We start from the raw sequence: 13,774 nt of genomic DNA on the forward strand, positions 1-13,774 counted from the left end.
CTAATCCCCAATGCCGGCCTTTCACCCATGACCCATCTCCCCCAGCTCCGCATCCCCGCCACCTACATGCGCGGCGGCACCAGCAAGGGCGTGTTCTTTCGCCTGCAGGATCTGCCCGTTGCCGCGCAGCAGCCCGGGCCTGCGCGCGATGCGCTGCTGTTGCGGGTGATCGGGAGTCCCGATCCGTATGGCAAGCAGATCGATGGCATGGGCGGTGCGACCTCGAGCACCAGCAAGAGCGTGATCGTGTCTGCCAGCGCACGTGCCGGGCACGATGTGGACTATCTGTTCGGCCAGGTTTCCATCGACAGTGCGTTCGTGGACTGGAGCGGCAATTGCGGCAATCTGTCGGCGGCGGTAGGGCCGTTTGCGATCGCCAATGGCCTGGTCGATGCCGCCCGCGTGCCGCGCGATGGCGTGGCGACGGTGCGGATCTGGCAGGCCAACATCGGCAAGACCATCATCGCGCATGTGCCGATGTGCGATGGTCAGGTACAGGAAGCCGGCGACTTCGAACTGGATGGGGTGACGTTTCCGGCCGCCGAGGTGCAGCTGGAATTCCTCGATCCGGCCGATGACGCCGAAGGCGAGGGCGGGGCAATGTTCCCCACCGGCAATCTGATCGACCCGCTGGAGATTCCCGGCCTGGGCACGATCGCGGCGACGCTGATCAATGCCGGTATCCCGACCATCTTCGTCAATGCGCGCGATCTGGGTTACACCGGCACCGAACTGCAGGACGCGATCAATGGCGACCCGCGTGCGCTGACGATGTTCGAAACGCTGCGTGCGCACGGTGCGGTGCGGATGGGATTGATCGCACAGGTGGAAGACGCTGCCACGCGGCAGCACACGCCGAAGGTGGCCTTCGTCGCGCCGCCGGCCGATTACACCGCGTCCAGCGGCAAGCCGGTCCACGCGGTCGAGATCGACCTGCTGGTCCGTGCGATGTCGATGGGCAAATTGCACCACGCAATGATGGGCACTGCGGCAGTTGCGATCGGTACCGCCGCTGCCGTACCTGGAACATTGGTGAACCTGGCCGCTGGCGGCGCGGCGCGTTCGGCGGTGCGCTTCGGGCATCCGTCCGGCAGCTTGCGCGTCGGGGCGGAGGCGACACTGGTCGACGGGCAGTGGCAGGTGACCAAGGCGCTGATGAGCCGCAGTGCGCGCGTGCTGATGGACGGCTCGGTGCGGGTGCCGGCGCACGTCGTCGAGAGTGACTGACTGGCTCAGCCGGGGATGCGTGTGGGGTTTCCCGGATGGCTGACGAGTCGTCGCACGCAGTGCGCCGGCTCATGCACGACGCCGGAGGTTGGGCTCGGGTCGATCGACGTCGCGCGTTTGCGGGGGACGGCAGTGTGTGTCCCCATCGCTGCCATCAGCACTCGATGGAGGTGTCGCTGACCGCTGTGCGCCTGGTCGGTCCTGCTCACGACGCGAGGCCGCCGCGCGGCATCGGTCTCGGAGATCCCACCTGCAACGCGGATCGCGCTGTCGTGTTGCATTAATTAGAACGCCTTGGCGAATTTAGCTAACTTTTTCGTACGAGCTCTGCCATATTTGTGTAAATCGTGTTAATTCTGTTGCAACGCGGCATGCAGGCCTGGCCGCCCCGCCAACAGAATTCGGAGTCTTCCCCCATGTCCGCCAGCCGGTCGCTCAAGATCAGCGCGCTCGCCGTCGCCGTCGCTTCCCTTCTTCCGTTCCATGCCGCTGCCCAGCAAGCGCCCAGCGACGGCGGTGTGGTCCGTCTGGACGCGGTCAAGGTCACCGTCGAGCGCCGCTCGGAAGACTCCAAGGACGTGCCGGTGTCGGCCTCGGTGCTGCGCCCGGAGTATCTGGATGCGATCTCCACCAGCGGTTCGGATATCCGCGTGCTGGCCGGCAAGGCGCCCAGCCTCAACATCGAGTCGTCCAACGGCCGTGTGTTCCCGCGCGTCTATATCCGCGGCTACGGCAACACCGACTTCAACACCTACGCCTCGCAGCCGGTGTCGTTGATCTATGACGACGTGGTGCAGGAAAACGCGTTTCTGAAGGGCTTCCCGATCTTCGATCTGGAAGGTCTGGAAGTGCTGCGCGGCCCGCAGGGCACCCTGTTCGGGCGCAACACCCCGGCCGGCGTGGTCAAGTTCAACTCGGTCAAGCCGAGCATCGGCGCCAATGACGGCTATGCCAGCCTGTCTTACGGCACCTACGGCACGATGACGCTGGAAAGCGGCCTGAGCATCGCGATGGGCGACCATTGGGCGGCGCGTCTGTCCACGCTGGGCCAGCGCCGCGACGACTGGGTGGAAAACCGCGACGGTCGCGACCTGGAAGGCTATACCGACTCGGCCGTGCGTCTGCAGCTGCTGTATCAGGCCAGCGACGATTTCAGCGCGCTGTTCAACGCGCATGCGCGTCACCTGGACGGCACCGCGCGGTTGTTCCGCGCCAACATCATCCAGCCGGGCACCAACCAGTTGGTGGACGGTTTCGATGCGGAGAAGTCCTTCATCGACGGCGGAAACGCGCAGGAGCTGCAGACCTACGGCGGCAGCGCCAACCTGACCTGGGACCTGGGCGATATCGCGCTGCACTCGATCACCGCCTACGAAGGCATCGGCAAGTACTACAGCCGTGGCGACATCGACGGTGGCTTCGGCGCGGTGTTCGCACCGCCGTCCGGCCCGGGCGTGATTCCGTTCCCGGTGGAAACCGCCGGCGGCATCAAGAGCCTGGACCAGTACAGCCAGGAACTGCGTGCCGAATCGCAGTACGAAGGCCCGCTCAACTGGCAGGCCGGCCTGTATTACTTCCACGACGAAGTGCAGGGCGAGAACTACACCTACGACACGTTCGGCGGCGGCGATCTGAGCAGCTACCAGCTGACCCGTCAGCGCAACACCTCGTGGGCGGCGTTCGGGTCGTTGAACTACGCGGCCACCGATCGTTTGAACCTGCGCGCCGGCATCCGCTACACCTACGACAAGAAGACCTTCGACGTGCTGGCGCTGGACCGTGTCACGTTGATCGAGCCGTCCAGCGGCGAAACCGATAATTCCAAGGTCACCGGCGATGTGGCGGCGACGTTTGCCATCAACGACGACGTCAACGTCTACGCGCGTGCGGCACGCGGCTTCCGTGGCGCCAGCTTCGGCGTGCCATCGGGCACCGCGCCGCTGACCGTGGCCGAGCCGGAGACGGTGGATTCGTTCGAGATCGGCATCAAGTCCGACCTGTTCGACAACCGCGCACGTCTGAGCTTTGACATCTACGATTTCCAGGTGAAGAAGCAACAGCTCACTGCGGTCGGTGGCGCGTCCAACGATATCCGTCTGCTCAATGCCGACAGGACCAAGGCGCGTGGCGCCGAGTTCGACTTCGAAGCGCTGCTCACCCAGAACCTGCGGGTGACGGCCGGTGGTGCCTACAACTGGACCCGTATCGACGACCCCAGCCTGTCGGTGGGCGTGTGCCGCACCTGCACCGTGACCGATCCGCTCAATGCCGCCGGCAATGCCATCATCGACGGCAACGACCTGCCGCAGGCCGCCAAGTGGATGGCCAACGCCACCCTGCGTTACGGCATCCCGATGGGCGACGACGGCGAGCTGTTCTTCTACACCGACTGGTCCTACCGCAGCGAAGTGAACTTCTTCCTGTACGACTCCAAGGAGTTCACTGGCCAGCCGCTGGTCGAAGGCGGCGCGAAGATCGGCTACACCTGGGACGCGGGTGCCTACGAGGTGTCGGTGTTCTGCCGCAACTGCACCAATCAGGTCCGCGTGACCGGTGCGATCGACTTCAACAACCTCACCGGCTTCATCAACGATCCGCGCATCGTTGGCGCGCAGTTCCGCGCCAATTTCTGATCGGCGCTGTGGTGTAGCACTATCGAACCGCCGGCTATCATGCCGGCGGTTTTTTTATGGCAGCAGGAGTGGGTGCATGCAGCGGAGATGGACAAGTGCGTGGGGGGTGGCGGTGATGTGGTGGGTGTCTGCAGTAGCGTGGGCGCAGGCGCCGATGAGCGCAGCGCCGGCTGCGCAAACGGCCACGCCCACCGAGATGCTGGTGGTCTCCACCGATATCGGCGACGACATCGACGATGCGTTCGCACTCGGTCTGTTGCTGCGTAGCCCGCAGTTGCAGGTGCTGGGCATCGCATCGGCGTGGGGTGACACCACGCTGCGTGCGCAATTGTTGCAGCGCCTGGTGCAGCAGGCCGGTCGCAGCGAGATTCCGCTGGCGGTGGGCGCACCCACCACCAGCACGATCCCTTTCAGTCAGGCGCGTTGGGCCGCCAAGGGGCAACTGCCAGGCAGGCTGCCGGATGCGGCGCAGATGATCCTGCAGCAGGCACGTCGGCATCCGGGCGAAGTCACCTTGTTGGTGCTGGGGCCGATGACCGACGCTGCGCTTGCGCAACAGCGCGATCCGGCCGGCTTTGCCAAGCTCAAGCGCATCGTGGCGATGGGCGGTTCGGTACGGGTGGGCTATGGCAAGTCGGCTTACCGCCCCGCCAGCGCGCCAGTGCCGGAGTACAACATCCTTGCCGACGTGCCGGCGGCGCAGCGTGTGTTCGCGGCCGGCGTGCCGATCGTGTTGCTGCCGTTGGACGCGACCCGGATCACGCTGGAAGAACCCGAGCGGATTGCGTTGTTTGCGCACGGCGACGGGTTGACCGACGCGCTCACGCAACTGTATTACCAGTGGCGCAATACCGACCAGCCCTGGGCCAGCGCCACGCCGACGCTGTTCGACGCAGTGCCGGTGGCCTGGCTGCTGCAGCCTGCGTTGTGCCCGACCGCGCCGCTGCATCTGGAGGTCGATGCGCAGGGCTATACCCGTGAGCACCCGGGCACGCCGAACGTGCAGGCCTGCCTGGGTCTGGACAAAGCGGGGTTGATTGGGCTGTACATGCAGCAATTGCTGCGTTGAAGGCGCTTGGCGCGCGCATACGCAGGTGAATCTGTCTCGCTCAGGCGCGCTGCACAGGTAGTCCTTCTCCCGCCTGCGGGAGAAGGTAGCGCGCAGCGCCGGATGAGGGGGGAGCGGGGCGACAGGTTTGAGCCTGCCCCCATCCGCCCTTCGGGCACCTTCCCCCGCAGGCGGGGGAAGGGAGCTGTTTTCGCGTTGGTCGGGCTGTTGGCGTGCGCCGTGCTCATGTCCCTGCAACCCACCACCAATCCCTTCTCCCGCCTGCGGGAGAAGGTGGCGCGCAGCGCCGGATGAGGGTGAGTGGCGCGACAGGTTTGAGCCTGCCCACATCCGCCCTTCGGGCACCTTCCCCCGCAGGCGGGGGAAGGGAGCTGTTTTTGCGGTGGTCGGGCTGTTGGCGTGCGCCGCGCTCATGTCCCTGCAACCCACCACCAATCCCTTCTCCCGCCTGCGGGAGAAGGTGGCGCGCAGCGCCGGATGAGGGGGCGCGCATTTCTGGTGCCGCGCAGCGCGGATAGTAGGATCCGCCTAGCTATACTCGCCTCCTCAGTCATGGGGTAGCGCAATGGACAGTCAGGAATCAAGGATGACGTGGTGGGGCACACGGCGCATGTTGCTGTGGGTGCTGCTGCTGACCGTGGCGATCGGCGGGGTGGCGTGCAAGCGCAACGAAAGCGGCCAATTGCCCGCCGCCAGCGGTGAGGCGATCAATGCCGAAAAACAGGCCGTCACCGGCTTCGCGCTGGCGCGCGCCTATCCCGACCAGACCGGCGATGGGCTGTCGCTGGCGCTGGAATTCTCGCGGCCGCTGGTCGGCACGCAGGATTTCGATGCGCTGGTGCGTTTCGAGGAAAAGGTCGGCACCGGCGACAGCAGCTGGACGCTGTCAGACGACGGCAAGACGCTGCGCTACCCGTACGTGGAGGCGGCCAAGGACTACACCGTGCTGGTCGACGCCAATCTGCTGGCCGCCGATGGCAGCCGCCTGGGCAAGCCGCTCAAGCAGAAGGTCTATACCGGCGCGCTCAAGCCGGTGGTCGGGTTCGCCTCGCAGGGCAGCGTGCTGCCGGCGCGCGAGAGCCGTGGTCTGCCGGTGGTGTCGGTGAACGTGCCGGAGGTGGACGTCGAATTCCTGCGTGTGCGCGAAAAATCGCTGCCGGCATTCTTCCAGCAGTTCCAGCGCGGCGGTCGTCGCGGCAGCTGGGAGTTGGAGAGCGACTACCGCAACAAGACGCCGCTGTCCAAGCTGGCCGACCCGGTGTACGTCAATCGTTTCATTCTCGGCGGCAAGCAGAACGAGCGCGTGCTGACCTATCTCCCCACGCAGGACATCAAGGAACTGCAGGAGCCAGGTCTGTATTTCGCGGTGATGAAGCGCGCCGGCAGTTTTGAGAACGAGCACGAGACCGCGTTCTTCACCGTCAGCGATATCGGCCTGCATACGCGCGCCTACAAGGACAAGCTGTTCGTGCACACCGCTTCGCTGGAGAGCGGGGCGCCGATCAAGAACGTGGACGTGCGCATCCTCGATGCCAAGGGCGAGCTGTTTCTCAAGGGCGCCACCGACGGCAACGGCAATGCGTTGCTCAACTACACGCTCGACGCCGGCCATGTGCTGGTGGCGCGCAGCAAGACCGATATCTCGGTGCTGCCGTTCAACCAGCCGGCGCTGGATCTGAGCGAATTCGCGGTGGCCGGGCGCGAAAGCGCGTGGTTCGACGTGTTCGCCTGGGCCGGCCGCGATCTGTATCGCCCCGGCGAAACCATGCGCGTGTCGGCGATCCTGCGCGATAACGATGGCAAGCCGACCAAGCCGCAACCGGTGTTTCTGCGCCTGAAGCAGCCGGACGGCAAGACCTTCCGCGAAACCAAATTGCAGCCCGGCGAGCAGGGCTATTTCGAGTTCACCCAGCAGATTCCGGCCGATGCGCCGACCGGCCGCTGGCAGGTGGAATTCCGCACCGATCCGGCCAGCAAGGATGCCGTGCAGGGCATGACGGTGCGGGTGGAAGAATTCCTGCCCGAGCGCATGAAGCTGGACCTGGACAGCACGCAGAAAACCCTCAGCGCCGGCCAGCCGTTCAAGCTGGTCGCCAATGCCGCCTATCTGTATGGGGCGCCGGCGGACGGCAACCGCTTTACCGCCAAGCTCGCGGTCAGCGTCGAGCAGCACCCGCTTGAATCGTTGCCGGGCTGGTTCTTCGGCGACCCCACGTTGGAACTGCCGCGCGAAGCCAAGGACGTGATCGATACCGAGTTCGGCAGCGACGGCATCCTGCGCGAAGACATCGCGTTGCCCGCCGAAGCCAAGCCGGTCAGCACGATCGCCGCAGTGGTCTCCGGCAGCGTCTACGAGACCGGCGGGCGCACGGTCACGCGCACGGTCAAGCGCGTGCTGTGGCCGGCCAAGGCGCTGGTCGGCGTGCGTCCGCTGTTCGACGACACCGACGGCGCCGATGCCAATGGCAACGCACGCTTCGAACTCACCCGCGTAGATGCCGACGGCAAGCCGCAACCAGCCAAGGGGCTGAAGGCCACGCTGGTGCGCGAGCTTCGTGACTACCACTGGAACTACACCGACGACCATTGGGACTACGACTTCACCCGCCGCTTCGAGAACAAGGACACGCGCACGCTCGACGTGGCCGGCGGCAACGCCAAGCTCGATTTCCCGGTGGAGTGGGGCGAGTACCGCCTGGACGTGTTCGACCCGGCCACCGGGCTGACCACGCGCTACCCGTTCCGTGCCGGCTGGAGCTGGAACGACGAAAACCGCGGCCTGGACGCGCGCCCGGACAAGGTCAAGCTGGCGCTGGACAAGACCGGCTACCGTGCCGGCGACACGCTCACCGTCACGCTGACCCCGCCGCATGCCGGCAAGGGCGTGCTGCTGGTGGAAAGCGACAAGCTGCTCTACGTGCAGGACATCGACGTCAAGCCGGGCAGCACCTTCGAAATTCCGGTCACCGAAGACTGGGAGCGCCACGACGTCTACGTCACCGCACTGGTGTTCCGTGGCGGTACTGCGCCGAGCAAGATCACCCCCGCGCGTGCGGTGGGCGTGGCGCATGTGCCGATGGATCGCAAGGCGCGGCGTGTGGCGGTGGGCCTGTCCGCGCCCAAGCAGATGCGCCCGGAGCAATCGCTGCCGGTGACGGTGAGCGTGCCGGAACTGGCCGGCAAGGCGGCGCACGTCACCATCTCGGCGGTGGACGTGGGCATCCTCAACATCACCCGCTTCCCGGTGCCCGATGCCAACGCGCAATTCTTCGCGCAGCGGCGCCTGGGTACCGATGCCTATGACATTTATGGTCGCGTGATCGAAAGTTTCGAAGGCGCCAGCGGCAAGCTCAAGTTCGGCGGCGACATGGCGTTGGAAGCCTTGCCGCAGGCCAAGCGCCCGACCGCGCGCGTGCAGACCGTGGATCTGTTCTCCGGCTCGGTGAAACTCGATGCCAAGGGCAACGCACGCGTGCAGCTGCCGGTGCCCGATTTCAACGGAACCTTGCGGGTGTCGGCGTTGGTGTATTCGGACACGCGCTACGGCAACCGCGATATGGAAACGGTGGTGCGCGCGCCGATCCTGGCCGAGGCCAGCATGCCGCGCGTGATGGCGCCGGGCGACCGCAGCACGGTGACGCTGGACGTGCAGAATTTCACCGGCAAGCCGGGCGAGTTCAACGTGCGTGTGGACGGCATCGGCCCGCTGTCGATTGCCGAGGCGGCGCGCAGCATCAAGCTGGGCGTGGATGCCAAGCAGACGCTGAGCTTCCCGCTGACGGCCACCGAAGGCTATAGCGTGGCCAAGGTGCGCGTGCGCGTGGACGGCAACGGCTTCAAGGCCGATCGCAGCTACGACTTGCCGGTACGCGCCGGCTGGCCGCAGGTGTTGCGTGCGCAGACGCGTGTGCTCGATCCGCTGGCGCCGATCACCCTGGACAGCGGCTTTGCCGATGGCCTGATGGCCGACTCGGTGACCGCGCGCATGGTGGTCAGCCCGCTGCCGCCGATCCCGTTCGCCAGTGCCCTGCAGGGGGCGTTGGACTACCCGTACGGCTGCGCCGAGCAGACCACCAGCAAGGGCTATGCGGCGCTATTGCTCGACGATGCCACTGCCAAGGCGCTGGGGACCAAGGGCCTGGATGCGGCCACGCGGCGCGAGCGCATGGAAGGCGCGTTCGGTCGCCTGGCGTCGATGCAGATCGCCAGCGGGCACTTCTCGATGTGGGGCGACGATGGCTACGTCAATGCAGGCCTGACCCCGTACATCGCCGAGTTCCTGCTCGACGCCAAGGATGCCGGTTTTGCGGTGCCCGACAACGTGCTGCAGAAGGCGCTCAACCGCCTCAGCGAAGATCTGTTGTCCGGTGGCAGCGAGTTCTACGGGCAGGATCGCCGCGAAAACCTGAAGTTCGCCAATCAGGCCTGGTCCGGTTACGTGCTGGCTCGCGTCAACCGCGCGCCGCTGGGCACGTTGCGTGCGCTGTACGACAACCAGCGCAGCAAGGCGCTGACCGGGTTGTCGCTGGTGCATCTGGGTGCGGCGTTGTCGCTGCAGGGTGACACCAAGCGTGGCGAGGCGGCGATCAAGGCCGGCTTTGCCAAGGACAGCAGCGAGCGTCCACCGTATTTCGCCGATTACGGCAGTGCGATCCGCGACGACGCCTTGATGATGGCGCTGCTGCACGAACGTGGGCTGTCCAAGCCCGAGTACGACACGCGCGTGGTCGCGCTGGGGCAGGCACTGGATGCACGCCGTGCCGGTGGCCCGCTGTGGCTGAGCACGCAGGAGCAGGTGGCGCTTGCGCGCCTGGGCAAGGCGTTGATGGTCGCGCAGGGCAAGCAGGTGTCCGGCACCTTGACGGTGGGCGGCCAGGCACAGGAAATTGCACCGGCCCGTCTGTTCGGGCGCAGTTTCGACAGCGCGGCGTTGGCGCGCGGTGTGCAGTTCGACCCGCGGGGCGAGGCGCCGATGTATGCCAGCCTGGAAGTGGCCGGCATCCCGCGCAGCGCACCGGAGCCGGATACGCGTCACCTCAAGGTGGAGCGCAGTTGGTACACCACCGACGGCAAGCCGTGGACACCGCGTCCGTTGAAAGAGGGCGAAGCGCTGATCGTGCGGGTCACCATCGTGGCCGACGCCAAGATGCCGGACGCCTTGCTGACCGATCTGTTGCCGGCCGGTCTGGAGATCGAGAACTTCAATCTTGGCGATGCCAAGCAATGGGCCGATGTGGTGGTGGACGGCATCAGTCTCAGCGAGCGTTCCAGCGCCGCCGAGATCAAGCACGAAGAGTTCCGCGACGACCGTTACGTGGCCGCGCTTGCGCTGTCTTCGGGGAGCGTGGCGCAGGTGTATTACCTGGTGCGTGCGGTGACGCCGGGCACCTACACGGTGCCGCCGTCGATGGTGGAGGACATGTATCGCCCGGAGCTGCGCGGTGTGGGGCGCAGTACGCCGGCAACGATGACGGTGGTGCAGCCGTAGGATGGCGTTGGCGCTTCTCGCGTAGGGCATACGCCTGGGGGAGAAGAGGCCTCGCAGGGGTGGAGCGGGGCGTGTGCGAAGCCTCCCCTCACCCCAACCCCTCTCCCGCAAGCGGGAGAGGGGCTAACAGCGGCGATCAACATCCCCACTGCGACCCACTCTACCTTCCTTCTCCCGCGCGCGGGGGAAGGTGCTCGAAGGGCGGATGGGGGGGGGGCGTTTGAAGCCCCGCACGGAAGGTTTTTGCCAATCGCCGGCTGCCTGCTTCGCATGCCACGACATCGCTGCGCATTGTCTTTTCGATGCGATACGCACGACACGCAAAAGTCATTTTTACCCAATACGGTGGCGTGCTCTTACCAGCCGCGGCATCCTGCTGCGCGACCCACGGGATTCCATGCAGCGCTCCGATTCTTATCGTTTGCACGTGTCTGTTCTCGCCGCAGCCATTGCGGCATGTTCGCCAGCGCTACAGGCGCAGACCATCGATCCTGCCGCCGGCACAGAGCAACCCGCTCCAGCCTCGCCGGCCGTTGCTGTCGCTGCCACGGCAGCACCGGATGACGCACCCACCGGTGCCACACCGGCCACCCCTGCCAAGGCCGGCGTACAAACGCTCGATGCCATGCAGGTCACCGGCGTGCGGCGTGCCAACGCCGCCGCAGTGGAAAGCAAGCGCGCAGCGACCAATATCACCGATGTCATCAGTGCCACCGACGTGCGCGCCTTGCCCGACAGCACCATCGTCGAAGCCTTGCGCCGCGTGCCTGGCTTGTCGGTATTGCCGGCCACCGACAACGAACATCCGCGCGACGAAGCGGCTACGCCGGTACTGCGTGGCCTGGGTCCGTCCTACAACAACGTCACCATCGATGGGCTGACGATTGCCTCGCCCGGGACGCCGAATGGCACGCTCGGTTCGATCACGCGCGGCGTACGTCTGGACTTGCTGCCGGCGTCGATGGTCAGCGAACTGCAGGTCATCAAGACCTTTACGCCCGATCTGGATCCCAACGCCACTGGCGGTGCGATCAACCTCAAGACGCGCAGCGCGTTCGAAAACGGCGGCAAGCCGTTCTTCAGCGCCGAAGCCGCGCTCGGTCACGCCAACGATGTCGGCAAGCCGCGCGACCAGGACGACCCCGGTTATCGCTTGAATGCCACCGGTAGCCGCACCTTCGGTAGCGAGCAGCAATATGGATTCACGCTGTCGGCCAACTACCAGACACTGAGCAGTTACACCGAAACCCATATGACCACCGATACGGTGCATTACGGGTTCTACGACAACAACGGCGTGCTGCAGACCGGCGCCAATCTCGGCAATGGCTGGGCAGTGCCGCAGCAGGACAAGTACTGGTACGTGCAGAATCAGCGCGACCGCTATGGTGTCACCGGCAAGTTCGAAATGCGGCCCAGCGCCGCGCTCGAAGCCTATGCGATGGCCGGCTACTACTATTTCAAGGACAACATGGAGCGCAACGAGGTCATCATCGACCCGCGCAACCGCAACCAGGTGTTCAATCAGACCGCCACCTCCGGCAGTTATCCGGGAGGCGACATCGAGGTGGGATATTCCAACCAGATCGTCACCACGCGCACCAAGGTTGCGCAGCTGGGCACGATCTGGCGGCCGACCGATCGTCAGCAGTTTTCCGCGCGCGGTTCCTGGTCGGATGCGACCTACGACGAGCCGATCCGCATGGTCAAGTATGCCACCGGCATCACCCGCCCAGCGTCGGTGCCGGTGGGCCAGACCGGCAGTGGCGTCACCGTCAATGCCACGCCCAATTACGCGTTCAACTACGACACTTCGAATCTCGACCAGCGCTTCGGGGTGTCACCGCAGGCCTATAACAATCTCGACAACTACAGCCTGTCGTACTGGCGGCCGGACTACAAACGCACGGCGGCCGATCGCATTCTCACCGGGCGGCTCGATTACGGGTTCAACCAGGGCGAGAGCGACCAGGGCATCGGGTTTGCGGCGGGCGTGTCGTATACCACCGACAAGCCGTCCTACGATATCTATCGCGTCGAGTATCAGCCCAATTCCAGCGCGCCCGCCCTGGGCCTGGCCGATGTGGTGGGCAGCGGCAGTGCGCCGATGCGTTATGCCGGTTTGAACCTGCTCAGCATCGATCCGAACAAGGCCAACCGCGTGCTTGCGGCAACGCCGCTGAGTGCGTTCAACAGTACCGACCAGCAGGCCTTCAGCAACCAGGACAACTTCACCCATACCGAAAAGATCTTCGGCAGCTACGGGCTGGTCAGCTATCGCAGCGATCGCTTCAACGTACAGGCGGGTCTGCATTTCGACAGCACCAAGCTCGATACGGTGGGGCGCCAGCGTCAGCTGGATACCGCGACCAATCACTATGTGTACGTCGACAACCCGACCAATGCCAATTACGACTATCTGCTGCCGTCGGCGGTAATGACCTATCACCTGACCGACGCGCTGGACCTGCGCGCCGGGGCAAGCCGCACACTCGGCCGCCCGCCGTACGATGCATACGCAGCCCGCACCTCGATCGGCTTCGTCAACACCGCCGACGCCGGCAACCCGAACGCGCAAGGCGTCACCGTCACCGTCGGCAACCCGGACATCAAGCCGCGCGTGTCCAACAATCTGGATCTGTCGCTGGAGTGGCGTTTGCCCGGTGACTTCGATGCGTTCGCATCTGCGGCGGTGTTCGACAAGCGCATCCAGGACGAGATCTTTACGCTCTCGCGCACCGACAGCTTCACCTTCGACGGCACCACCTACGCCAATGCACTCATTAGCACGCCGGCCAACGCGGCCAATGCGCGCATCCGCGGCGTGGAATTCAACGGCATCGTCAACACCTTGGCGCCGATCGCGCCGTGGCTGAGCGGTGTCGGCTTCAGCGCGAATGTCGCGCTGCTGGATGGCAGCCTGGATGTTCCCTACAGCGTCGGCAGCGGCAGCAACGTGAGTCAGCGCGAGCGCAAGCTCGACAACCTGGTCGGCCAGCCGGACTACACCGCCAATGCCACACTGTTCTACAACACCGGCGGGTTGGAATTGCGTGCGGCCTACAACCGTCAGGGCAAGGCCTTGCGTTCCATCGTCAGCAACATCGACTGGCAGGATCTGTATTGGTCGCCGCGCTCGCAGCTGGATTTCACCGCGACGTATGCGATCAATAAACAACTCAGCCTGATCGGCCAGGTCAGCAACATCACCCATAGCCGCATCACCAGCGTGACTGGGCCAGGGCAGAACCTGCTCAAGGATAGTTACTCGGTGCCCACCACGTACTGGTTTGGTCTGCGCTTCACACCGACGTTCTGAGCGCAGCGCTTGAACTAACGCAGTCATCGGCCAGATAC

General features: G+C 65.2%; 5 protein-coding genes. All 5 read left to right on the forward strand.

The window, feature by feature from the left end:
• Positions 1-27 precede the first annotated feature (27 nt).
• Entirely contained in the window at positions 28-1,227 is a 1,200-nt protein-coding gene (gene prpF, locus GGR61_RS16135) for a 2-methylaconitate cis-trans isomerase PrpF (protein WP_184622638.1), read from the forward strand.
• 416 nt (positions 1,228-1,643) lie between these two features.
• Positions 1,644-3,860 carry a TonB-dependent receptor gene (locus GGR61_RS16140; protein ID WP_184406959.1) on the forward strand — a complete coding sequence of 739 codons (2,217 nt, stop codon included), beginning with the start codon at positions 1,644-1,646 and terminating at the stop codon, positions 3,858-3,860.
• A gap of 76 nt (positions 3,861-3,936) precedes the next feature.
• Positions 3,937-4,929, forward strand: coding sequence for a nucleoside hydrolase (locus GGR61_RS16145; RefSeq protein ID WP_184622640.1), 993 nt, complete (start codon positions 3,937-3,939; stop codon positions 4,927-4,929).
• 586 nt (positions 4,930-5,515) lie between these two features.
• A complete protein-coding gene (locus GGR61_RS16150; protein WP_184622642.1) occupies positions 5,516-10,417 on the forward strand; it encodes an alpha-2-macroglobulin in 4,902 nt (1,633 codons plus the stop codon).
• A 397-nt stretch (positions 10,418-10,814) separates the two neighbouring features.
• On the forward strand, positions 10,815-13,736 hold the full coding sequence (locus tag GGR61_RS16155) for a TonB-dependent receptor (protein WP_184622644.1): 2,922 nt from the start codon (positions 10,815-10,817) through the stop codon (positions 13,734-13,736).
• Positions 13,737-13,774 lie beyond the last annotated feature (38 nt).

This window comes from Xanthomonas sp. 3058 (genome assembly GCF_014199765.1).
GTDB lineage: Bacteria > Pseudomonadota > Gammaproteobacteria > Xanthomonadales > Xanthomonadaceae > Xanthomonas > Xanthomonas campestris_B.

What these genes read in the sequence shown, in the direction of transcription:
- GGR61_RS16140 (WP_184406959.1), top strand. Translation starts at nt 1,644, where the DNA reads ATGTCCGCCAGCCGGTCGCTCAAGATCAGCGCGCTCGCCGTCGCCGTC.
- prpF (WP_184622638.1), top strand. Translation starts at nt 28, where the DNA reads ATGACCCATCTCCCCCAGCTCCGCATCCCCGCCACCTACATGCGCGGC.
- GGR61_RS16155 (WP_184622644.1), top strand. Translation starts at nt 10,815, where the DNA reads ATGCAGCGCTCCGATTCTTATCGTTTGCACGTGTCTGTTCTCGCCGCA.
- GGR61_RS16150 (WP_184622642.1), top strand. Translation starts at nt 5,516, where the DNA reads ATGACGTGGTGGGGCACACGGCGCATGTTGCTGTGGGTGCTGCTGCTG.
- GGR61_RS16145 (WP_184622640.1), top strand. Translation starts at nt 3,937, where the DNA reads ATGCAGCGGAGATGGACAAGTGCGTGGGGGGTGGCGGTGATGTGGTGG.